This is a genomic window from Gluconacetobacter aggeris, from assembly GCF_014174395.1.
Classification (GTDB): Bacteria; Pseudomonadota; Alphaproteobacteria; order Acetobacterales; family Acetobacteraceae; genus Gluconacetobacter; species Gluconacetobacter aggeris.
Genome location: NZ_JABEQD010000003.1, coordinates 171,207 through 191,455, shown reverse-complemented (window position 1 = coordinate 191,455; position 20,249 = coordinate 171,207). Strand labels below are relative to the sequence as shown.

Below are 20,249 nucleotides of genomic sequence, written 5' to 3'. Positions count from 1 at the left end.
GTCTACTGGTTTGGGGGTACGTGATGAACGCACTTGCTCAGCTGGGGATGGTCTCGGAACTCCCGAGCAATATCCAGATGTCTTCAGCTCCGTCCTCGGTCGACGAGGAGCGGAAGGATTACTTCGTCGAGCGCGACGGGATGAAGTTTGCGGGGACGCATCTTCTTGTCGATCTCTGGGAAGCTCGGAATCTCGATGATCCGGAGCAGATCGACCGTACGCTGTGCGAAGCGGCGGTGACGGCCGGGGCGACGATCCTGCACAGCCATTTCCACCATTTCACGCCCAATGGCGGCGTGTCGGGCGTGGTGGTGCTGGCCGAGAGCCACATCTCGATCCACACGTGGCCGGAGCGGAATTTCGCCGCCGTCGACATCTTCATGTGCGGCGCGTGCGATCCGCACCTGGCGATCCCGGTGATGCAGCGCCTGTTCCAGGCGGGCCGGGTGGTTGTGGACGAGCAGCGTCGCGGCCGCGTCGCCTGATGGCGAGGGTGCCGGCATGGCCCGGCACCTGTCCGTCCTGCGTGGCATGATGCCGCGCGCGAATTGAAGGGCCGGATTCGTCCGGCCTTTTTTTATGTGCCCATTTTCGTGCCGGGGAGACACAGGCAATGACCGACGCATGGATCGGCGAGACACTCTATGACGGCTGGCAGCAGCGTTTCCGTGTCCGCAAGGAACTGGCCCGTACCAAAAGCCCCTTCCAGGATATCGTTGTTTTCGAAAGCGAGACGCATGGGCGCGTGCTCGTGCTCGATGGCGTGATCCAGATCACCGAAGGTGACGAGTTCGTCTATCAGGAAATGCTGACGCATGTGCCGGTGCTGGCCCATGGTGACGCAAGGAGCGTGCTGATTATCGGTGCCGGCGATGGCGGTGTGCTGCGCCGCGTGCTGCAGCATCGGGGCGTCGAGCGCGCCGTGATGGTCGAGATCGACGGTGCGGTGATCGAGCTGTCCAAGCAGTTCCTGCCGGGCATTGCGGGTGACGCCTGGAACGACCCGCGCGCCGACGTGATCGTGGGTGACGGTATCGATTACGTCGCCAAGGCGGAAAGCGGCTCGGTCGATGTCATCATCGTCGACAGCACCGATCCGATCGGGGTGGGCGAGGTGCTGTTCACCGATGCGTTCTATGCGCATTGCGCCCGCATCCTGACGCCCAACGGCATCATCGTGAACCAGTGCGGCGTGCCGTTCATGCAGGCTGACGAACTGCGTGAGACCAGCCTGCGCCGTGCGCAGTTCTTCCCGCATGTCTCGGCCTATGTGGCGGCGGTGCCGACCTATGTCGGCGGCTTCATGACGCTGGGCGTGGCGGCCAAGGGGACCAATCCGGCCCTGCATTCGGTCGAGACGATCCGTGCGCGGGCCGAGCAGGCCGGCATTCTGGGCACCACCGGTTACTGGACGCCGGAGATCCATGCCGGCGCCTTCAACCTGCCGCCTTATATCGCCAAGCATCTGCCGGCATCGAAGTAATCGTCAGGTTGGCATGACCAGGGCTCAGCCCTTAAAGACCTCCGGCGCGGGGGAAGCTCCCGCGCCGGTCGTATTCAGGCGCGGTGCATCGCCAGGAAACGTACCGTAACCGTCTGGATGCCGAGATCGCGTACTGCGCTCTCGAAGACCCCGTAATGCGGGCTTGTCAGGTGGGTGTCGAATGCCGCGCGGTCGGCATAGACCTCGTGCAGGATGACGGTATGCGGCTCGTCGTCGGGCAGCAGGACGTCGAAGGCGTGGCATCCGGCTTCGTCCGTTACCGAGCGTTCGGCGTCATAAGCGCAGAATTCCAGAAATTTCGTGCGGTTCTCGTCGGTTGTCGTGAATTCCGCGATGACGGTCAGCGGTGTGGCGTCCATGGGTGCGCGCCTCCTTGTCACATTCTGTCCAGCCGCGAAGAGTAGGGCGCGGAGTGCTGTCGATCCAGCCCCGATGGCGGTGCGGGATGATTGACTTGATTACGGAACATATGCGAAGCATCGGGTGCTGACGCGGGAGAGACTGGCGAGAGCCGGCGCCGAAGGAGCAACCGCCCCGGAAACTCTCAGGCCAAAGGACCGCCCGGCTTCGACTTCTGGAGAGAGGCGCCTCGAGCGTCCGCCGACGGGATAGCGATCTCAGGCAAACCGACAGAAGGGGCATTCGGATCCGGTTGTGGATTCAGGAGGCTCTGTTCATGTCACGTTGGCCGTTTCCCCTTCTTTTCTCTTCTTCCGCCCTCATGCATGGCGCCGCCGGCGTCCGGAGGGCGGCATGAGCGATTCGCTGCAGCGCACGCCGCTCTATGACCTGCACCTGTCGCTGGGCGGGCGCATGGTCCCGTTCGCAGGCTATGAGATGCCGGTCCAGTATCGGGCCGGCGTGATGGCCGAGCACCAGCATACGCGCAATGCCGCCGGTCTGTTCGACGTCTCCCATATGGGGCAGGCGCATCTGCACGCGCGCTCGGGCCGGGTCGAGGATGCGGCCCTGGCGCTGGAACGGCTGGTGCCGGCCGATATCCTGTCGCTGAAGACGGGGCGCCAGCGTTATACGCAACTGACCGACGGCAAGGGCGGCATCCTGGACGACCTGATGGTCTCGCGGCTGGGCGATACGCTGATCCTGGTGGTCAATGCGGCCTGCAAGGACGCGGATCTGGCGCATATCGCCGCCGCCCTGGGCGAGGATTGTATTGTCGAGCCGCTGCCGGACCGTGCGCTGATTGCGGTGCAGGGGCCGCAGGCTGGGGCCGTGCTGGCCCGCCTGGCGCCGTCTTCGGCCGACATGCGCTTTATGGACGTGGCGGAGTTCGAGGTGGCGGGCGTGCCCTGCGTGGCCTCGCGTTCCGGCTATACCGGCGAGGACGGGTTTGAACTCGGCATGGCGGCCGATGGCGCGGTGCGGGTGGCCGAGGCGCTGCTGGCCGAGCCCGAGGTGGCGCCGGCGGGGCTGGGTGCGCGCGACAGCCTGCGCCTGGAAGCCGGGCTGTGCCTGTATGGATCGGATATCGACCGTGGGACGACGCCGGTCGAGGGCGCGCTGGAATGGTCGATCCAGAAAAGCCGCCGTACCGGCGGGGCGCGGGCGGGGGGCTTCCCTGGCGCCGACATCATCCTGGAGCAGATCGCGGATGGTGTGAGCCGCCGCCGTATCGGCATTGCGGTCGAGGGCCGCGCGCCGGTGCGTGGCGGGGCGCGCCTGTTCGCCGACGATGCGGGCACGAAGCCGGTCGGGCATGTGACCTCCGGCGCGTTCGGCCCGACTTTCGGCGGGCCGGTGGCCATGGGCTATGTCGAGACCGCATTCGCGGCGACGGGCACGCCTTTGTTCGCCGAACTGCGGGGGCGCTACCTGCCGGCCACCGTGGCGGCGCTGCCGTTCGTGGCGCCCGGTTTCAAACGCTGAGCTTCGAACGTTGAATTTCACACGCTGACCTGTTGGGTGGAGAACGGAACATGACTGTTTATTACACGAAGGAACATGAGTGGCTGCGCGTCGAGGGGGATGTCGCGGTCGTCGGCATCACCGCCCATGCCGCCGAGGAGCTGGGCGAGCTGGTCTTCGTCGAGGCGAAGGACGAGGGTACCGAGGTTGCGCAGGGTGACAGCGCCGCCGTGGTGGAATCGGTCAAGGCCGCGTCGGACATCTATGCTCCCGTTTCGGGCACCGTCGTCGGCTTCAATGCCGCGCTGTCGGACGATCCGTCGCTGGTCAACCGCGATCCGGAAGCCGAGGGCTGGATCCTGAAGCTGCGCATCGCCGATGCCGGGCAGCTTGCGGCCCTGCTGGATGCCGACGCCTACGCCGCCCTGATCGCCTGAAAAATCGGTCTGCCGGCGCGTTGGCGCGTTTCTTCCGCGCGGCGCGCGCGCTCGGCGGACCGGTTCCCAAAACAGACTCTCAACGCCGTTCCTGTTCCTGTCGCGGAGAATATTGATCGTGACCTCCACTCCTCTCTGGCAGGGCACGCAGCCCGCCGCCGATGCCTTCTGTGCCCGCCATGTGGGGCCGGGGGCGCGGGATGTCGCCGCCATGCTGGAGGTGGTGGGCGCGGGCTCGCTGGACGCGCTGATGGAACAGACGGTGCCGGCCTCCATCCGCCTGCGCGGCGAGATGGGGTTGGGGGCGGGCCTGTCCGAGCCCGAGGCTCTGGCGCGCCTGCGCACGGTTGCCAGCCGCAACAAGGTGATGGTCTCGCTGATCGGGCAGGGCTATTACGGCACGGTGCTGCCGGGCGTGATTCAGCGCAACGTGCTGGAAAACCCGGCCTGGTATACGGCTTACACCCCCTACCAGCCCGAGATCAGCCAGGGCCGGCTGGAGGCGCTGCTGAACTTCCAGACCATGGTCCGCGACCTGACCGGGCTGGATGTCGCCAATGCCTCGCTGCTGGACGAGGCGACGGCGGCGGCCGAGGCGATGGCCCTGGCGCGCCGGGTGGCGAAGTCGAAGGCCGACGGGTTCTTCGTCGATGCGGACTGTCATCCGCAGACGCTGGCGGTGCTGCGCACGCGCGCCGAGCCGATGGGCTGGCGGATCGTGGTCGGCGACCCCGAGCATGACCTGGACCCGGCTGCGGTCTTCGGCGCCCTGTTCCAGTATCCCGGTTCTTCGGGCCGGGTGCGCGATCCGCGTGCGTGGATCGAGGCGCTGCATGGCGCGCATGCCGTGGTGGCGATGGCCGCCGACCCGCTGGCGCTGACGGTGCTGGAATCGCCGGGGGTGCTGGGGGCCGACATCGCGGTGGGTTCGATGCAGCGCTACGGCATGCCGATGGGCGCCGGCGGCCCGCATGCGGCCTACATGGCCGTGCGCGATGCCTACAAGCGCAACATGCCCGGCCGCCTGGTCGGGGTTTCGGTCGACAGCCGGGGCGAGGCCGCCTATCGCCTGGCGCTGCAGACGCGCGAGCAGCATATCCGGCGCGAAAAGGCGACCTCGAACATCTGCACCGCGCAGGTGCTGCCGGCGGTCATTTCCGCGATGTATGCGGTCTATCACGGCCCCGAGGGGCTGACGGCGATCGCGCGCCGGGTGCATCGCCTGACGGCGATCCTGGCCGAAGGGCTGCGCGCGCTGTCGGTGCGGGTGGAGACAGATGCGTTCTTCGACACCGTCACGGTTGCGACCGGCGGCATGTCCGTCCTGATCCGTGCCCGTGCCGAGGATGCCGGCATGAACCTGCGCGCGATCGATGAGGATCGGGTCGGGATCAGCCTGGACGAGACCACGACGCCGGAGATCGTGCGCGCGGTGTGGCGCTGCTTCTGCCCCGACGCGCAGCGTCTGGCGGCGATGGAGCAGGCTCTGCCGGTGCCGGACAGCCTGCTGCCGCAGGGCCTGCTGCGGCAGGGCACCTTCATGACCCATCCGGTCTTCCACGCCCATCGGTCCGAGACCGACATGCTGCGATACCTGCGCCGCCTGTCGGACTGCGACCTGGCGCTGGACCGCACGATGATCCCCCTGGGATCGTGCACCATGAAGCTGAATGCCACGGTCGAGATGATGCCGGTCACCTGGCCGGAATTCTGCGACATCCATCCGTTTGCGCCGGAGGTGCAGCAGCAGGGCTATGCCGAGCTGTTCCGCGACCTGGAGCGGATGCTGAAGGCGGTCAGCGGCTATGACGCGGTGTCGCTGCAGCCCAATTCCGGGGCGCAGGGGGAATATGCCGGGCTGCTGGCCATTCGCGCCTATCATCGTTCGCGGGGCGATGAAGGGCGCGATGTGTGCCTGATCCCGGCCTCGGCCCACGGTACCAACCCGGCTTCGGCCCAGATGGCGGGCATGCGGGTGGTCGTCGTGGCCTGCGACGACCAGGGCAATGTGGATATCGAGGACCTGAAGGCGAAGATCGCCCAGAATGCCGGCCGTCTGGCGGCGATCATGATCACCTATCCCTCGACCCATGGCGTGTTCGAGGAAACGGTGGTCGAGATCTGCGATCTGGTGCATGCGGCGGGTGGCCAGGTCTATCTGGACGGCGCGAACATGAACGCGCAGGTCGGGCTGTCGCGCCCCGGCGCCTATGGCGCCGATGTCAGCCATTTCAACCTGCACAAGACCTTCTGCATTCCGCATGGCGGCGGTGGGCCGGGCATGGGACCGATCGGGGTGGGGGCGCATCTGGCGCCGTTCCTGCCCGGGGCGCCGCAGGAAGGCGGGGTGAACGCGGTTTCGGCCGCGCCGTTCGGGTCGGCGGCGGTGCTGCCGATTTCCTGGACCTACATGATGCTGATGGGCGATGCGGGCCTGCGCCGGGCCACCGAGGTCGCGATCCTGAATTCCAACTATATCGCGGCCCGTCTGTCCGGCCATTATCCGGTTCTGTATCGCGGGACCAACGGCCGGGTGGCGCATGAATGCATCGTCGACCTGCGCCCGATCCGCGACACGGTGGGAGTGACGGTGGACGATATCGCCAAGCGCCTGATCGACCATGGATTCCATGCGCCGACGGTCAGCTTCCCCGTGGCCGGGACCTTCATGATCGAACCCACCGAGTCCGAGGGGCGGGTGGAGCTGGACCGGTTCTGCGATGCGATGATCGCGATCCGCGACGAGATCCGCGAGATCGAGCAGGGCCGTATCACGGCCGAGCAGAGCCCGCTGCGCCATGCGCCGCATACCGTGCGGGACCTGACCGACCCCGACTGGGATCGGGCCTATGACCGGCGCCTGGGTTGCCTGCCGGGCGATGTGGTGCCGGAATCCAAATACTGGTCGCCGGTCAACCGGCTGGACAATGCTTATGGCGACCGCAACCTGGTCTGCTCCTGCCCCGATATCTCGGCCTATGCCGAGGAGGGCGCGGCCTGACCTGACACGGCGTATCGTCTCCAGGCGTGTCATGCATGTGGCGCCGGGTCGCCGTGTGGCAGGCGCTGGGGACGATATGTCCTGTTTCAAGAGATTGCGACTGGCCGCGAATCGTCCTTGGGGCCGGGCCTGGCAGGGCGCATGGTGATGGCGCAACCGGACGAACCCGTCGCGACGCGCGACAAAGAAGAAGGGATGGTCCGGGGGGAGGCGCACATGTTCCATCCCGGTGTGGCGGGGCCGAAACGGTCCCTGCCGAATGAGTCCTGGTACACGATTGCCCTGCTCCACGACGATCCGTCGTGGATTGACGCGCGTGACCGGCTGATGGTCGGGCTGATCTGCTGCGGTCTGCTCGGCGCATTCCTCGTCGATATGGGGGTCCTGTATTTCTCGATGTTCAGACCCTGAGCGTCTGCCCGGCCATGCCGGGCTGGCGGGCCTGGGCCGCCATCAGCCTGGAGGCAGGTCCTTCAGGCGGTGGGCGGCCTGTTCGATCGAGCGGATGATCTGTTCGGCCAGTTCGCGCACCTTCGGGTCCGCGTGCAGGCTCAGACGGTCGGCGGACAGCAGGGCCGGCGACAGCAGGCCGCGTATGTCATGCAGAACCTTGGAGCGCGACCCGGAAGCGGGGAGCGAATTGGAGGGTGTGCCCGCAGGCGCGCCGGTGGGGGATGGATCGGGACGATCGTCGTCCGAAATCGGGTCGGGCCCTTGCATGGAGGCTCTTCTCTTGCACGTTGACGCGCGGGGAAACGGGAAGTATAAGGCGCGCCTCAGGTCAGGCGGCCTTCGGGCTGCTCCGGCGCGTCGTGGGATTTAGCCGCGTCGCGTTTATTAATGTCAATCGGGGAGTCGCGTCGTGAAGCGCACGTATCAACCGTCCAAGCTGGTCCGCAAGCGCCGTCACGGCTTCCGCGCCCGTATGGAAACTGTCGGCGGTCGCCGGGTGATCGCCAACCGTCGCGCCAAGGGCCGCAAGCGCCTTTCGGCCTGATCCATCAGGTCTTGTCGCGTTCCGGGCCCCGATCATCGGGATCCGGGTCCGGATATCGCGCATAGGGGGCTGCGAAGAGTGGCCGACCGTTCCGTCCGTCTCAAGAAGCGTGCCGAATTCCTCCGGGTTGCATCCAAGGGACGGAAGGTGCCGTCTCCTGGGCTGGTGCTTCAGGCATTGGGCCGTGACGATGCCGACCCGGCGAGGGTCGGGTTTACCGTAACGAAGAAAGTCGGCAACGCCGTCATTCGCAATCGCACACGCCGCCGCCTGCGCGAGGCCGTGCGGGTGGTGACGCGCGAGCAGGGGCTGGCGGGGGTCGATCTGGTCGTGATCGGCCGGGGCGGGACGCGGGACCGCGATTTCACGGCCCTGGTCGAGGACCTGCGTCGGGCCTTGCGCAAGGCCGGCGTGCGGGGGGCGGAATGATCCGTCGGCTCCGGACCGCGACGGTCTGGGCGCTGGTTGGGGCGATTCGCGTCTATCAGCGGTTCGTCAGTCCTCTCCTGGGTTCCAACTGTCGTTTCGTGCCCACCTGCAGCGATTATGCGCAGGAAGCGATTCGCCGCCACGGGCCATTGCGTGGCGCATTTCTGGCCGGTTGGCGGATCTTGCGTTGCAATCCGTGGAATATCGGCGGATACGATCCCGTGCCCACCCGGGAGCACGCGCGGGCCTCCTGCTGTTCCTCCCATAGATAACGAGAGTCTGGCCGGTCGCCGATGGATACCAAGCGCTTTATCGTGGCGGTGTTACTCTCCGCCATGGTCCTGGTTGGCTTCGAATATTTCATGCCGAAGCAGACCCATCAGGAGGTCGCGCAGCAGGCTGCGCAGACCAGCCGGCAGACGCCGCCGTCTGACGCGGCCCGTCCCGCGGCGCCCGTGGCGGGCGTCAGTTCCCAGCCGGTCTCGGTGCCGTCTCCGCGGGCGGAAACGCGGCTGGAGATCGATGCGCCGGCGGTGCGCGGGTCGATCGACCTGCTGGGCGCGCGGCTGGATGACATGGTGTTGCGCGACTATCACGAGACGGTGGCTGCCGGCAGTCCGCTGGTCCGTATCCTGGAAGCCGCGCACGATCCGCAGCCCAATTACGTCGAGATCGGCTGGATGAACCTGGCCGGCGGCCAGGTGCGCGTGCCCGATGCCTCCACCGTGTGGAGCGCCGATGCGCCGAAGCTGACGGCCGACCATCCGGTGACGCTGTCCTGGGACAATGGCGAGGGCGTGACCTTCCAGATCGTCGTGGGCATCGACGCGCATTACATGTTCGCGATCGAGCAGCGGATCGTGAACCATTCGGCGCAGCCGGTGTCGCTCTATCCCTTCGCCCGTGTCAGCCGGGCCTATACGCCCGAGGAAACCGGCGGCTACCTGGTGCATGAGGGGCCGATTTCGGTCATCGACGGGCGGCTGGACGAGAGCAGCTACAAGAGCTTGCGCACTGGGGCCACGCCGCCGGGCAATACGTCCTGGACCAAGGCCGGGCAGGGCGGATGGGCCGGCATTACCGACAAATACTGGCTGACCGCGGTGGTGCCCCAGCAGGGCGCGCCGGTGACGGGCAGCTATGGCTACCAGGCGAATGGTGGGGCGGGGGTCTATCAGGTCGGCTTCATCGCGCAGGTGCCGACCGTGGTGGGTGCGGGGGCGACCGCGTCGACCGCGAGCCATGTCTTTGCCGGCGCCAAGGAAGTCAGCCTGCTGGAGCAATACCAGTCCAGCCTGCATATTCCGGATTTCTGGAAGGCGGTGGATTTCGGCTGGTTTGCCTTCATGACGCGGCCGATCTTCTATGTTCTCGACTGGCTGAACACGCTGCTGGGCAATTTCGGCCTGGCGCTGATGGCCTTTACGCTGCTGGTCAAGGCGCTGTTCTTCCCGCTGGCGACGCGCCAGTTCCGCTCCATGGCGAAGATGCGCAAGCTTCAGCCCAAGGTGCAGGATCTGCGCGAGCGGTACAAGAACGACCAGATGGCGATGAACCAGCAGATGATGGCCCTGTACAAGACCGAAGGGGTGAACCCGGCCAGCGGCTGCCTGCCCATGCTGGTGCAGATTCCGGTGTTCTGGAGCCTGTACAAGGATCTGTACATCACCATCGAGATGCGGCATGCGCCGTTCTTCGGCTGGATTCATGACCTGTCCGCTCCGGACCTGACCAATCTGTTCACCCTGTTCGGCCTGATTCCGTGGGACCCGGCCGGGCTGTCGCCCTACCTGCAACTGGGTGTGTGGCCGATCCTGTTCGGGGTGACGATGTTCCTGCAGCAGAAGCTGAACCCGGCGCCGATGGACCCCGCGCAGCAGCGCGTGTTCCAGGTGATGCCGGTGCTGTTCACCTTCTTCATGGCGCGTCAGCCGGCGGGGCTGGTGATCTATTATTGCTGGAACAACCTGCTGACGATGGCGCAGCAGATGGTGATCCAGCGTCGCACGCAGGGCGCGACCAGCCAGGCCGTTGCCGCGCCGGCAGCGGCCAAGCGGAAATAAGGTTGGTCTGATGTCGGAGTTCGTGACCGCGCAGCCTTCGCCCGAGGAAGAGGAGCGCCTGCGCGAAGCGGGCCGGCTGCTGTTCGCCGGGCCGTGCGACTTCTTCTTCGGGGCGCAGAAGCTGGAGCAGCTTCCGCCGCCCGGCGCGCCGGAGATCGCCTTTGCCGGGCGGTCGAATGTCGGCAAGTCCAGCCTGATCAACGCCCTGACCGGACGCAAGGCGCTGGCCCGGGCCTCGTCCGAGCCGGGGCGGACCAAGCAGCTCAATTTCTTCGACCTGGGCGGCCGGCTGACGCTGGTGGACATGCCGGGCTATGGCTTTGCCAAGGCCGCGAAGGACGTGAAGGAAGACTGGCAGGGCATGATGTTCGCGTATCTGCGCGGGCGGCCCACCCTGCGGCGCGTCATCCTGCTGCTGGATGCGCGGATCGAGATCAAGGCGTCGGATCGCGAGATCATGAGCCTGCTGGACCGCGCCGCCGTGACGTTCGAGATCGTCCTGACCAAGTGCGATGCGCTTAAGCCTGGTCCGCTGGAGGCCAAGCGGGCCCAGGTGGCCGATCTGGCGCGCCAGCACCCCGCCGCCTATCCGCAGATCCTGCTGACCAGCAGCGAGAATGGACTTGGCATGCCCGAGCTGCGTGCCGGACTGGCCAGCCTGGCCCTGCCGCCGGCGGACGAAACGGTTTTATCCTGATCACGAGCGAGAGACAGGGCACGACCCGATGAGCCAACCGACAAGCGAGACTACGGGCGATATCGTCCAGACCATGAAGGATGCCCAGGAGCGCGCCGCCGTGCTGGCCCAGGCGCTGCCGTTCCTGCGTCGCTATGCCGGCGATACGATCGTGGTCAAATATGGCGGCCATGCCATGGTCGACGATTCGCTGTCCAACGCGTTCGGGCACGATATCGCGCTGCTGAAGCTGGTGGGGGTCAACCCCGTGGTCGTCCATGGCGGCGGGCCGCAGATCAGCGCGATGCTGAACCGGTTGCAGATTCCCTCGACCTTCGTCGACGGGCTGCGGGTCACGGATGCGGCGATGGTCGACGTGATCGAGATGGTGCTGGCGGGCAAGGTCAACAAGCAGGTGGCCGGGCTGATCAACCAGGCCGGGGCGCTGGCCGTGGGCATTTCGGGCAAGGATGGCGGGTTGATTGCCGCGCGCCGCCTGCGCCGGACGGTGCGCGATGCCGACAGCCAGATCGAGCAGGTGCTGGATCTGGGCTTTGTGGGTGAACCGGTGCGCATCGACCCGCGCGTGCTCTATGCCCTGTCGGGCTCGGGGCTGATTCCGGTCGTGGCCCCCGTCGGCATCGGCGAGAAGGGCGAGACCTACAATATCAATGCCGACACGGCGGCAGGCGCGATTGCCGGTGCGGTGCATGCGACGCGGCTGCTGATGCTGACCGACGTGCCCGGCGTGCTGGACGAAAACGGGGAACTGATCCCGGAACTGACGGCCGAGGAGGCGCGGCGCGGCATCGCCAGCGGCATGATCAGCGGCGGAATGATTCCGAAGGTCGAAACCTGCCTGGAAGCGGTTCGTGCCGGGGCCAAGGCGGCGGTGATCCTGGACGGGCGGGTGCCCCATGCCTGCCTGCTGGAACTGTTTACCGAAGCCGGTCCGGGCACGCTGATTCGCGGCGAATAAGGCGCGTTTGGGGCCCATGGCGATGCATCGCAAGATGCGTTGACAGACGGGGGCTTCCTTCGCATGGTCCCGCCACATGGCGACAACGGGCGCCGGCTGGGCCGGTGCTGACAGAGGATTGCAGGACATGAACGACGAACACGCCCTTCGGACCCATATCGAGGCGGTGTGGGAACGGCGCGATACCCTTTCCTCCGCCACGACCGGTGCCGACCGCGAGGTGGTCGAACAGGCGCTGGCCGGGCTGGATGCCGGCATGCTGCGCGTTGCAGCACCCTCCGATTCCGGCTGGGTGGTCAATGAATGGCTGAAGAAGGCGGTGCTGCTGTCGTTCCGGCTGAACGACAGCGCGGTCATGCAGGCGGCCCCCGCGCCGTTCTTCGACAAGGTGCCGCTGAAATTCGCCGACTGGGACCAGGCGCGCTTCGCACAGGCCGGGTTCCGCGCCGTGCCCGGCGCCATCGTCCGGCGTTCGGCCTATGTCGCGCCCGGTGTCGTGCTGATGCCGAGCTTCGTCAATGCCGGCGCGCGCGTCGAGAGCGGCACCATGGTCGATACCTGGGTGACGATCGGAAGCTGCGCGCAGATCGGGCGCAACTGCCATATCAGCGGCGGCGTGGGCATTGGCGGCGTGCTGGAGCCGTTGCAGGCGTCCCCGGTGATCATCGAGGATGATTGCTTCATCGGTGCGCGCTCGGAGGTGGCCGAGGGCGTGATCGTGGAGCGTGGGAGCGTCCTGTCGATGGGGGTGTTCCTGAGTGCGTCGACCAAGATCGTGGACCGTGCGACCGGCGAGGTGTTTGTCGGGCGTGTTCCGGCCTATTCGGTCGTGGTGCCGGGCACGCTGCCGCCGCGCCAGCCGGCGGGTGCCGATGGTGCGCCGCTGCCGTCGCTGGCCTGTGCCGTGATCGTCAAGCGTGTCGATGAGCGTACGCGGGCCAAGACCTCGATCAACGAATTGCTGCGCGATTGATCGGCGCGGCGATGGAGCCGGAACTGATCGATGCGCTGTCGCTGGCGCAGGAGCTGATACGCGCGCCGTCCGTCACGCCCGACAGCGGCGGGGCGATCGGCGTTCTGGGCGATGCGCTGCGCCGCCTGGGTTTCGACGTCATCGACCTGCCGTTCGGCGATGGTGCGGAGCGGACGCCCAACCTGTTTGCCCGGCTGGGCCTATCGGGCCCGCATCTGTGCTTTGCCGGCCATACCGACGTGGTGCCGCCGGGCATCGAGGGATGGACCAGCGGCCCGTTCGACGCCGCTGTGCGGAGCGACGTGCTGTACGGGCGCGGTGCCTGCGACATGAAGGGCGGCATCGCGGCCTTTGTCAGCGCGGTGGCGCGGCATCTGGGGGGCGGTCGCCCGCTGAACGGCTCGATCAGCCTGCTGATTACCGGCGACGAGGAAGGCCCGGCGACCTACGGCACCGTGAAGGTGCTGGAGTGGATGGCCGCCAACGGCCAGATTCCCGATTTCTGCGTCGTCGGTGAGCCGACGAATCCCGACCATATGGGCGATGTCATCAAGATCGGTCGGCGCGGCAGCCTGAATGCGCGCATCGTCGTCCATGGCGTCCAGGGGCATGTAGCCTATCCCCAGCGGGCCGATAACCCGATCCACCGCCTGATGGCGATTCTGTCGGACCTGACGGCGCACCCGTTGGACAAGGGATCGGAATGGTTCGAGCCGTCGAGCGTGCAGGTGACCAGCGTCGATGTGGGCAATGACGCCACCAATGTCATTCCGGGCCGGGCATCGGCCCGCCTGAACATCCGTTTCAACGACCGGCATACGGGCAGGGATCTGGCGCACTGGATCACCGAGACCGTCCGGGCCCGCGCGCCGGGGGCGGAGATCGATATCCGTGTCAGCGGCGAAGCGTTCCTGACCCCGCCGAGCCCGCAACTGGGCATGCTGGTCGAGGCCGTGGAGGAGGTGACGGGGCGTCCGCCCCGGCTGGACACGGGGGGCGGCACGTCGGACGCGCGGTTTATCAGCCGCTATTGCCCGGTTGCCGAATTCGGCCTGGTCGGTGCCAGCATGCACAAGGTGAATGAGCATGTCCCGGTCGCCGACCTGCGGGCGCTGACCGATATCTACGCGGCGTTTATCGAAAGGCTGATGGGATGACGCAGGGACGCGGCGCACCGCCTCGACCGATGCCAGGCTCACCGGCCGGCATCTTCCGGGGCATGATGCTGCTGGGTCGCGGCCGGCGCGAGGGCATGAGCTGTTTCGGCGCGACGCCTGACGCCGTGCTGACGGCGCTGGCGCCGCGTGTGGCCCTGTGGTTGGTCGGCGGGGTGCTGACGGTGGCACAGGCGCCGACGGTGCTGAGCGCCGCCAAGATCCTGTTCTCGCTCTGTCTGGTCCTGACGCCGGTGGTCTTGACCCATCTGCTGGCGCGCCTGTGGGGGCGTGAGGCCCTGTGGCCGCGTTACATGGCGGCTGCCCTGTGGTGCGACTGGCTGGTGCTGTTCGTGATGCTGGCGGCGGTTGCGGTGGTGGCGACCGTGACGCCGGCCGGGATGAGCCTGCTGCATTCGGCGTTGATCCTGAACGGGATCATATTCGCCTATAATCTCTGGCTGACCTGGTTCGTGGCGCGGGTGGGGCTGGCACTGGGGGCCGGGCGCGCGTTGCTGCTGCTGCTGGCGATTGCGGCCGCCATCATGGCGTTGAGTGGGATTTCGGCGGTGCTGCCGCCGCATTATTCGCCGTGGCAGGATTTTCTGGCGCTGCCTTCGGCGCACGGGGACCGATAGGCTCGTCGGCACGGTTCGATACCACGATCGGGAGCGGCGTGGCGTGATCCGCATCCCGTGAGGCGTTCAGGACGGGAGAGATTCTGTGCTGAACGGGTTGGGATCGTAGCCGACGCCGGTCAGGTATAGCCCGTCGGGTGGCGCGGTGGGGCCGGCGGCGCGGCGATCGCAGGCGCGCAGGGCCTCGCCGACGCGTTCGGGGGACCATGTGCCTTCGCCCACCAGTTTCAGCGTGCCGACCATGTTGCGGACCTGATGATGCAGGAACGAGCGGGCTTCGGCCTCGATCACGATGTTCTCGCCCAGGCGGGTGACGGTCAGCCGGTCCAGCGTGCGCAGGGGGTTTTTCGCCTGGCAGGCGCTGGCCCGGAACGAGGTGAAATCGTGCCGGCCCAGCAGGTGCCGGGCGGCGTGCGCCATGGCATCGGCGTCCAGTGTGCGCTTGACCAGCCAGACGCGGCCTTCGTCCAGGGCCAGGCGGCCGCGCCGGTTCACGATCCGGTAGCGATAGGCCCGGCGGTTGGCGGAAAACCGGGCGTTCCATTCCGTATCGACCCGCACGGCGTCCAGGATGGCGACCGGGTGCGGCTTCATGTGGAAGTTCAGGGCGTCGCGGACCGAGGAGGCCGTCAGTCTGGTCTCCGCGGGGAAATCCAGATGGGCCACCTGGCCGGTCGCGTGCACGCCGGCGTCGGTGCGGCCGGCGGTGATGCTGGTGACGATCCGGCCCGCGGCCAGCCGACTGGCGGCTTCTTCGAGCACCTGTTGCACGGACAGGCCGGTGATCTGACGCTGCCAGCCGACGAAGGGCCGGCCGTCATATTCGATCCGGACCGCCCAGCGCGCGATGGCGGGCTCGGGCGCGGCCTGGGTGTCGGCGGTCACGCGCCCAGCACCGTTCCGCGCCGCACCGGCTGGCCGCGCAGGAAGGAGTCGGCGTCCATCATGCCCCGGCCGGGCCGCTGCAGGCGCGTGATGCGCAATGCGCCCTGGCCGCAGGCCACGGTCAGCGCATCGTCCAGGATCGTCCCCGGTGCGGCGGCGCTGGGTGTCGGGGCGGGGGTGGCGCCGCCGATCTTCAGCACCTGGCCGTCCAGGGTGGTGAAGGTGCCGGGCCAGGGGGTCAGGGCTCGGATCTGCCGGTCGAGTACCGCGGCATCGCGTGACCAGTCGATGCGCCCGTCCTCGCGTGCCAGGCGGGCGGCGTAGGTCACGCCCTGTTCGGGCTGTGCCTGGCCGGGGCCGATGGGTTGGCCCAGGGTCGTGACGATCAGGCGGGCCCCCATGGTGGCGAGAGCATCATGCAGCGTGGTGGCGGTGGTGGAGGGTGTCAGCGCGACCTGGTCGGACAGCAGCATGGCGCCGGTATCCAGCCCTTCGTCCATCCGCATGATCGTCACCCCGCTCTCGCTGTCGCCGGCCAGGATCGCGGCCTGGATGGGGGCGGCGCCCCGCCAGCGGGGCAGCAGGCTGGCATGGATGTTGAGGCACCCCAGGCGCGGGGCATCGAGCATCGCGGCCGGCAGGATCAGCCCGTAGGCGGCGACCACGGCGGCATCCAGCTTCAGGGCGCGGAAGAAGGCGTGTTCTTCCGCATTGGTGCGCAGGCGCGCGGGCGTGCGTACCGGCAGGCCGAGGGTTTCGGCGGCCTGGTGGACGGGCGACAGGCGGACCGACTGGCCGCGCCCGGCCGGCCGGGGGGGCTGGCTGTAGACGGCGGCGATCTCATGCCCCGCTGCATGGAGGGCGAGCAGGGCGGGCACCGCGAAATCCGGGGTGCCCATGAAGGCCAGGCGCATGAGGGGTCTCCAGCCGGCAGGAAGTCTCGGAGAGGGCTTTGGGTGACAGCGACGTTAAAGCAGTCTCTAGCGCTTCTGGCGTTGTTCCTTGGCGAGGCGCCGCATGATCATGTTGCGTTTCAGGGTGGAGAGGTGGTCGACGAAGAGGATGCCCTCCAGATGGTCGATCTCGTGCTGGATGCAGGTGGCCAGCAGGTCGTCGGCTTCCATTTCCTGCTCGGTGCCGTCCAGTGTGCGGTAGCGGATGCGCACCTGCTGGGGGCGGATCACCTCGGCATACTGGTTGGGCAGCGACAGGCAGCCTTCCTCGCGCGACACCAGGGTCTCCGATTCCGCGATCACTTCGGGGTTGATCAGGACCAGCGGGTCGCGCTGCCGTTCCTCGCCCAGGTCCACGATGGCGAAGCGCAGGCCCATGCCGACCTGCGGGGCGGCCAGGCCGATGCCCGGCGCCTGGTACATCGCGGCGAACATGCGGGGCAGCGCGTCGCGCAATGTGGGCGCGTCCTCGGGCCGGACCAGGCGGGTCTTCTGGCGCAGGATGGCCTGGGGCGCCACCAGGATCGGCATGGGCGTGGCGGCGGCGATTTCGTCGTGACTGATCATAGGGGCGATGTAGCGATCCTGGCGCGCGCGCGCCAGTGGGTACGCGCGCGTCAATGGGGAGGGCTCCGCGGGAGTCGGGACGCGGCCTTGCGGAACCGGCCGGGCGTCCCATATCATGACCATGCGGGCGCCGATGACGGGTCCGCGTGATCGTCTCGCTCGGTTGAGGAGGCCTTGATGTCGGGTAGGCTTTTCGGATCCCCCATGTTTCTGGGGTTTGACCATCTGGAACAGATGTTGGAACGCGCGTCGAAGGGGGCCGCTGATGGCTATCCCCCGTATAATATCGAGCAACTGAACGCCACGTCGCTCCGGATCACGCTCGCGGTGGCGGGCTTTGTGATGGATGACCTGCAGATCACGCAGGAAGACAATCAGCTTGTCATTCGTGGGCGTCAGACCGACGACACGCAGGGGCGGGTTTTCCTGCATCGCGGCATTGCCGCGCGCCAGTTCCAGAAGGCGTTCGTGCTGGCCGAGGGAATCGAGGTCAGCGGGGCATGGCTGGATAACGGGCTGCTGCATATCGACCTGGTGCGGCCGCAGCCGGAAGTACGCGTGAAGCTGATCGAGATCACGCAGGGGCGTTCCGGCGGAGCAGCGACCGAGATCGACCTTCCCAAGGTTCGCCCCCAGCGTGTCGTGCGGGCGCTTGAGGACGATTGAGTCGGCCCCGGCTTCTGCCATCTATCCTTATCGAGAGGCCGTCAGCCCGGACACGACAGGGCGGGTTGGCCAACGGGACGATCGCCGCATGATGGGGGATTGTCCGTATGGAGGATCGGATCATGAGAATTACCACACAGAAAGGTCAGGTCGTCCTTCAGGCCGACCACACGCCGATCGCCGATGTCCGTCATCTGACGGATATCCAGATGCGGGCGCTGGGCGTATCGCGGGTTGCGTATATCAAGCCCGTGATCATCGAAGGGGAAGATGCGTTCGCCATCCATGCGGCTGACGGCACCCCGATGGCCCTGACCGAAGATCAGGAAACGGCCATCGAGGCGATCCTGCAGCACGAGATGGTGCCTGCCCTGCTGCACTGAACGCGGCCGGTTTCTACCGCCTGATGCGCCGGGACGACAGGGATCGTCCCGGCGGTAGCGGCCCCGCATTAGCCGGGAGTCGGGTCCAGCCAGCCGATATTGCCGTCCTGCCGACGATAGATGACGTTGATCTGCTCGCTGATGCTGTTGCGGAACATCAGCAGGGTGGAGGCCGCGAGATCGAGGCGCATCACGGCCTCGCTGACGCTGAGCGTGGCGATTTCGGCCGTGCGTTCGGCGATGATGGTGGCGTAGGCGTGGGTGACGGCTTCTCGTGCCGCGCCGTTCTGCGCCCGCTCGGTGTCGTCGGCCGGGCGGAGGATGTAGCTGCGCCCCATCTCGGGCGATTTGCGGCGGGGGAGGGCGCGGATATGGTCGTTGACCCGCTCGCGATAGCGGCGGAGGCGCCGGGCCATATGTTCGGCGGCGTCGTCGAACGCGCCATGGGCGTCGGTGCCTTCGCCCTCGCCCCGCAAGGTGAGGCCCCGCGCGGCGTGAAGATTGATATCACAGGTAAAGAAGGACCGCGCGCGGCTGAATGTTACCTGGGCTTCCAGGGCGCGATCGAAATATTTGTCGGCAAGGCGATCGAGATGCCCTGTCACCCGGTGTTTCAGGGCGTCCGAGAGGTCGATCTGTTTGCCAGCGACACTGATCTGCATGTGACATCACCCCTTGCATAGAGGAGCGTCCGAAACCGGACGGAACCAGGCCGGCGGTCCATAATGCTCATTCCGCCGGGCGTGGCGTCAGGCCTCGAAAGCCTTTTCCCGTTTTCTCTGCGCCGAATTGGGTATCTTCAGCGCATCGCGGTATTTGGCCACGGTTCGGCGGGAGATGTCTATTCCTTCCTTTATTAATTCGTTCACGATTGCATCGTCGGACAGGATCTTCTGCCTGGATTCCTGCGAAATCAGCAGCTTGATGCGGTGACGGACGGCTTCGGCGCTGTGATTGGCGCTGCCGGTGCAGCCGGGAATGGCCGTGGTGAAGAAATATTTCAGCTCGAACAGTCCGCGGGGCGTAGCGATGTATTTGTTCGCGGTTACCCGGCTGACGGTGCTTTCGTGCAGGCCGACCGCCTCGGCGATGTCGCGCAGGACCAGCGGCCGCAGGTGCCCGACGCCATGGGCCAGGAAGCCGCTCTGGCGGCGCATGATGGCGGTGGCGACGCGGATGATCGTCTCGGCCCGCTGCTGGAGGGCGCGGACCAGCCAGTTGGCGCTGGCCAGGCGTTCGCTCATGAAGGGGCGGTCGGCGTCGCGCAGGCGGAGCGTAGTCCCTGTGGTCAGCGCCGAATTCACGATCACCCGTGGCATCGTGTCGGGATTGAGCTCGATGATCCAGTCATGATCCGGGGTGGGCAGCATCAGGACGTCCGGCACGATGATGGAGGGGGCGCCCGCCATCGCATCCAGGGCCGGGCGGGGCGACAGGGCCCGGATTTCGGTGATCATGGCGGCCAGATCGTCCTGATCGACGCCGCACAGGGTCTGCAGCCGGCGCAGGTCGCGCCGGGCCAGCAGGTCCAGGTGCCGCAGCAGCATGGCCATGGCCGGGTCCAGCCGGTTGCGTTCGCGCAACTGGGCGGCCAGGCATTCGCCCAGGTCGTGGGCGAACAGGCCGGTGGGTTCGAACTGCATCATCGCGAGGCGCACCCGCTCCACCCGGGTGGTGTCGATGCCCAGCGCGCGGGCAATATCCGCGGACGGCGTGGTCATGCGGCCGTCGGAATCCAGCAGGGTGATCAGGTGGGCGGCGATCTGCCGTTCGCCCGCATCGAAGGGCGACAGCCTGACCTGCTCGGCCAATCGTTCATGCAGCGGAGGCGGGGGGGCGGCCATGCCGTCCGGGGGCTCGTGCCGTGTGGCGTGGTGCCGGGGCGGGGCCGGGGAGGGGGGGCGTGGCGCGCCGGATGGCTCGGCGGGCTCCAGGAGGGGATTGCGCTCCATCTCCTGCTCGATCACCGACCAGGCGTCGAGATTGGAGAGTTGCAGCAGCAGGATCGCCTGGCGCAGTTGCGGCGTCATGACCAGGGATTGGGCCTGCCGGAGGGCAAGCTTGGGTCCGAGCGTCAT

The 20,249-nt window shown here is 67.1% G+C and carries 24 protein-coding genes and 1 riboswitch; of the genes, 17 read left to right on the top strand and 7 right to left on the bottom strand.

All coding sequences use genetic code 11. The annotated features are described in order from the left end of the window. The first annotated feature begins 23 nt into the window (after positions 1-23). Both speD and speE read left to right on the top strand, forming a co-directional pair. Positions 24-485 carry an adenosylmethionine decarboxylase gene (gene speD / locus HLH36_RS05965; RefSeq protein WP_182985537.1) on the top strand — a complete coding sequence of 154 codons (462 nt, stop codon included), beginning with the start codon at positions 24-26 and terminating at the stop codon, positions 483-485. Between the two features lie 128 nt (positions 486-613). Then, positions 614-1,483, top strand: coding sequence for a polyamine aminopropyltransferase (gene speE, locus HLH36_RS05960; RefSeq protein WP_182985536.1), 870 nt, complete (start codon positions 614-616; stop codon positions 1,481-1,483). A 74-nt stretch (positions 1,484-1,557) separates the two neighbouring features. On the opposite strand, the gene HLH36_RS05955 is transcribed toward speE, so the two are convergent. After that, complete coding sequence (locus HLH36_RS05955) at positions 1,558-1,863, bottom strand: putative quinol monooxygenase (RefSeq protein WP_182985535.1); 306 nt, start codon at positions 1,861-1,863, stop codon at positions 1,558-1,560. Between the two features lie 123 nt (positions 1,864-1,986). After that, a riboswitch (glycine riboswitch) is annotated at positions 1,987-2,074 on the top strand. A gap of 183 nt (positions 2,075-2,257) precedes the next feature. Here HLH36_RS05955 and gcvT point away from each other — a divergent pair. The 4 genes from gcvT to HLH36_RS05935 all read left to right on the top strand — a co-directional run bounded on the left by gcvT (position 2,258) and on the right by HLH36_RS05935 (position 7,219). Beyond that, complete coding sequence (gcvT, locus tag HLH36_RS05950) at positions 2,258-3,391, top strand: glycine cleavage system aminomethyltransferase GcvT (RefSeq protein ID WP_182985534.1); 1,134 nt, start codon at positions 2,258-2,260, stop codon at positions 3,389-3,391. A gap of 50 nt (positions 3,392-3,441) precedes the next feature. Continuing rightward, positions 3,442-3,807: a glycine cleavage system protein GcvH gene (gene gcvH / locus HLH36_RS05945; RefSeq protein WP_182985533.1), complete on the top strand. Its 366-nt coding sequence runs from the start codon at positions 3,442-3,444 to the stop codon at positions 3,805-3,807. Between the two features lie 118 nt (positions 3,808-3,925). Then, positions 3,926-6,808, top strand: a complete 2,883-nt coding sequence (gene gcvP / locus HLH36_RS05940; protein WP_182985532.1) for an aminomethyl-transferring glycine dehydrogenase — start codon at positions 3,926-3,928, stop codon at positions 6,806-6,808. Positions 6,809-6,955: 147 nt separating this feature from the next. After that, positions 6,956-7,219 (top strand): hypothetical protein, encoded by a 264-nt coding sequence (locus HLH36_RS05935; RefSeq protein WP_246376504.1) that lies wholly within the window; start codon positions 6,956-6,958, stop codon positions 7,217-7,219. Between the two features lie 42 nt (positions 7,220-7,261). On the opposite strand, the gene HLH36_RS05930 is transcribed toward HLH36_RS05935, so the two are convergent. Further along, positions 7,262-7,528 carry a HAMP domain-containing histidine kinase gene (locus tag HLH36_RS05930; protein ID WP_182985773.1) on the bottom strand — a complete coding sequence of 89 codons (267 nt, stop codon included), beginning with the start codon at positions 7,526-7,528 and terminating at the stop codon, positions 7,262-7,264. 142 nt (positions 7,529-7,670) lie between these two features. On the opposite strand from HLH36_RS05930, the gene rpmH reads away from it, so the two are divergent. From rpmH to HLH36_RS05885, 9 genes are all read left to right on the top strand, one after another. Further along, positions 7,671-7,805 carry a 50S ribosomal protein L34 gene (gene rpmH, locus HLH36_RS05925; protein ID WP_182965184.1) on the top strand — a complete coding sequence of 45 codons (135 nt, stop codon included), beginning with the start codon at positions 7,671-7,673 and terminating at the stop codon, positions 7,803-7,805. A 78-nt stretch (positions 7,806-7,883) separates the two neighbouring features. Beyond that, on the top strand, positions 7,884-8,234 hold the full coding sequence (gene rnpA, locus HLH36_RS05920; protein ID WP_182985531.1) for a ribonuclease P protein component: 351 nt from the start codon (positions 7,884-7,886) through the stop codon (positions 8,232-8,234). Beyond that, positions 8,231-8,506, top strand: coding sequence for a membrane protein insertion efficiency factor YidD (gene yidD, locus HLH36_RS05915; RefSeq protein WP_182985530.1), 276 nt, complete (start codon positions 8,231-8,233; stop codon positions 8,504-8,506). Before rnpA ends, yidD begins: the two co-directional genes overlap by 4 nt. 21 nt (positions 8,507-8,527) lie before the next feature. After that, positions 8,528-10,297 (top strand): membrane protein insertase YidC, encoded by a 1,770-nt coding sequence (gene yidC, locus HLH36_RS05910; RefSeq protein ID WP_182985529.1) that lies wholly within the window; start codon positions 8,528-8,530, stop codon positions 10,295-10,297. Between the two features lie 10 nt (positions 10,298-10,307). Further along, entirely contained in the window at positions 10,308-10,994 is a 687-nt protein-coding gene (yihA, locus tag HLH36_RS05905; protein WP_182985528.1) for a ribosome biogenesis GTP-binding protein YihA/YsxC, read from the top strand. Between the two features lie 28 nt (positions 10,995-11,022). After that, the gene (gene argB / locus HLH36_RS05900) at positions 11,023-11,952 is read left to right on the top strand and encodes an acetylglutamate kinase (RefSeq protein ID WP_174787987.1); all 930 of its coding nucleotides are present in this window, start codon (positions 11,023-11,025) and stop codon (positions 11,950-11,952) included. Between the two features lie 127 nt (positions 11,953-12,079). Beyond that, positions 12,080-12,925 carry a 2,3,4,5-tetrahydropyridine-2,6-dicarboxylate N-succinyltransferase gene (gene dapD, locus HLH36_RS05895; protein WP_182985527.1) on the top strand — a complete coding sequence of 282 codons (846 nt, stop codon included), beginning with the start codon at positions 12,080-12,082 and terminating at the stop codon, positions 12,923-12,925. 11 nt (positions 12,926-12,936) lie between these two features. Then, positions 12,937-14,082, top strand: a complete 1,146-nt coding sequence (dapE, locus tag HLH36_RS05890; RefSeq protein WP_182985526.1) for a succinyl-diaminopimelate desuccinylase — start codon at positions 12,937-12,939, stop codon at positions 14,080-14,082. After that, positions 14,079-14,717, top strand: coding sequence for a hypothetical protein (locus HLH36_RS05885; RefSeq protein ID WP_182985525.1), 639 nt, complete (start codon positions 14,079-14,081; stop codon positions 14,715-14,717). The genes dapE and HLH36_RS05885 overlap by 4 nt, the downstream gene beginning before the upstream one ends. A 66-nt stretch (positions 14,718-14,783) precedes the next feature. Here HLH36_RS05885 and truA read toward each other — a convergent pair whose 3' ends face one another. The 3 genes from truA to def all read right to left on the bottom strand — a co-directional run bounded on the left by truA (position 14,784) and on the right by def (position 17,122). Then, positions 14,784-15,602, bottom strand: coding sequence for a tRNA pseudouridine(38-40) synthase TruA (gene truA, locus HLH36_RS05880; RefSeq protein ID WP_182985524.1), 819 nt, complete (start codon positions 15,600-15,602; stop codon positions 14,784-14,786). Beyond that, positions 15,599-16,516 carry a methionyl-tRNA formyltransferase gene (fmt, locus tag HLH36_RS05875; RefSeq protein WP_182985523.1) on the bottom strand — a complete coding sequence of 306 codons (918 nt, stop codon included), beginning with the start codon at positions 16,514-16,516 and terminating at the stop codon, positions 15,599-15,601. The genes truA and fmt overlap by 4 nt, the downstream gene beginning before the upstream one ends. Positions 16,517-16,582: 66 nt before the next feature. Further along, entirely contained in the window at positions 16,583-17,122 is a 540-nt protein-coding gene (gene def, locus HLH36_RS05870; RefSeq protein WP_182985747.1) for a peptide deformylase, read from the bottom strand. Between the two features lie 177 nt (positions 17,123-17,299). On the opposite strand from def, the gene HLH36_RS05865 reads away from it, so the two are divergent. Further along, complete coding sequence (locus HLH36_RS05865) at positions 17,300-17,788, top strand: Hsp20 family protein (protein ID WP_182965193.1); 489 nt, start codon at positions 17,300-17,302, stop codon at positions 17,786-17,788. A 122-nt stretch (positions 17,789-17,910) separates the two neighbouring features. Continuing rightward, positions 17,911-18,171, top strand: a complete 261-nt coding sequence (locus HLH36_RS05860; protein WP_182965194.1) for a DUF1150 family protein — start codon at positions 17,911-17,913, stop codon at positions 18,169-18,171. A gap of 68 nt (positions 18,172-18,239) precedes the next feature. Here HLH36_RS05860 and hpf read toward each other — a convergent pair whose 3' ends face one another. After that, positions 18,240-18,833, bottom strand: a complete 594-nt coding sequence (gene hpf, locus HLH36_RS05855) for a ribosome hibernation-promoting factor, HPF/YfiA family (RefSeq protein WP_182985522.1) — start codon at positions 18,831-18,833, stop codon at positions 18,240-18,242. A gap of 87 nt (positions 18,834-18,920) precedes the next feature. Then, positions 18,921-20,249 (bottom strand): RNA polymerase factor sigma-54, encoded by a 1,329-nt coding sequence (gene rpoN / locus HLH36_RS05850; RefSeq protein ID WP_182985521.1) that lies wholly within the window; start codon positions 20,247-20,249, stop codon positions 18,921-18,923.

What these genes read in the sequence shown, in the direction of transcription:
- speD (WP_182985537.1), top strand. Translation starts at nt 24, where the DNA reads ATGAACGCACTTGCTCAGCTGGGGATGGTCTCGGAACTCCCGAGCAAT.
- speE (WP_182985536.1), top strand. Translation starts at nt 614, where the DNA reads ATGACCGACGCATGGATCGGCGAGACACTCTATGACGGCTGGCAGCAG.
- HLH36_RS05955 (WP_182985535.1), bottom strand. Translation starts at nt 1,863, where the DNA reads ATGGACGCCACACCGCTGACCGTCATCGCGGAATTCACGACAACCGAC.
- gcvT (WP_182985534.1), top strand. Translation starts at nt 2,258, where the DNA reads ATGAGCGATTCGCTGCAGCGCACGCCGCTCTATGACCTGCACCTGTCG.
- gcvH (WP_182985533.1), top strand. Translation starts at nt 3,442, where the DNA reads ATGACTGTTTATTACACGAAGGAACATGAGTGGCTGCGCGTCGAGGGG.
- HLH36_RS05935 (WP_246376504.1), top strand. Translation starts at nt 6,956, where the DNA reads ATGGCGCAACCGGACGAACCCGTCGCGACGCGCGACAAAGAAGAAGGG.
- HLH36_RS05930 (WP_182985773.1), bottom strand. Translation starts at nt 7,528, where the DNA reads ATGCAAGGGCCCGACCCGATTTCGGACGACGATCGTCCCGATCCATCC.
- yidD (WP_182985530.1), top strand. Translation starts at nt 8,231, where the DNA reads ATGATCCGTCGGCTCCGGACCGCGACGGTCTGGGCGCTGGTTGGGGCG.
- yidC (WP_182985529.1), top strand. Translation starts at nt 8,528, where the DNA reads ATGGATACCAAGCGCTTTATCGTGGCGGTGTTACTCTCCGCCATGGTC.
- yihA (WP_182985528.1), top strand. Translation starts at nt 10,308, where the DNA reads ATGTCGGAGTTCGTGACCGCGCAGCCTTCGCCCGAGGAAGAGGAGCGC.
- argB (WP_174787987.1), top strand. Translation starts at nt 11,023, where the DNA reads ATGAGCCAACCGACAAGCGAGACTACGGGCGATATCGTCCAGACCATG.
- dapD (WP_182985527.1), top strand. Translation starts at nt 12,080, where the DNA reads ATGAACGACGAACACGCCCTTCGGACCCATATCGAGGCGGTGTGGGAA.
- dapE (WP_182985526.1), top strand. Translation starts at nt 12,937, where the DNA reads ATGGAGCCGGAACTGATCGATGCGCTGTCGCTGGCGCAGGAGCTGATA.
- HLH36_RS05885 (WP_182985525.1), top strand. Translation starts at nt 14,079, where the DNA reads ATGACGCAGGGACGCGGCGCACCGCCTCGACCGATGCCAGGCTCACCG.
- fmt (WP_182985523.1), bottom strand. Translation starts at nt 16,516, where the DNA reads ATGCGCCTGGCCTTCATGGGCACCCCGGATTTCGCGGTGCCCGCCCTG.
- def (WP_182985747.1), bottom strand. Translation starts at nt 17,122, where the DNA reads ATGATCAGTCACGACGAAATCGCCGCCGCCACGCCCATGCCGATCCTG.
- HLH36_RS05865 (WP_182965193.1), top strand. Translation starts at nt 17,300, where the DNA reads ATGTCGGGTAGGCTTTTCGGATCCCCCATGTTTCTGGGGTTTGACCAT.
- HLH36_RS05860 (WP_182965194.1), top strand. Translation starts at nt 17,911, where the DNA reads ATGAGAATTACCACACAGAAAGGTCAGGTCGTCCTTCAGGCCGACCAC.
- hpf (WP_182985522.1), bottom strand. Translation starts at nt 18,833, where the DNA reads ATGCAGATCAGTGTCGCTGGCAAACAGATCGACCTCTCGGACGCCCTG.
- rpoN (WP_182985521.1), bottom strand. Translation starts at nt 20,249, where the DNA reads ATGACGCTCGGACCCAAGCTTGCCCTCCGGCAGGCCCAATCCCTGGTC.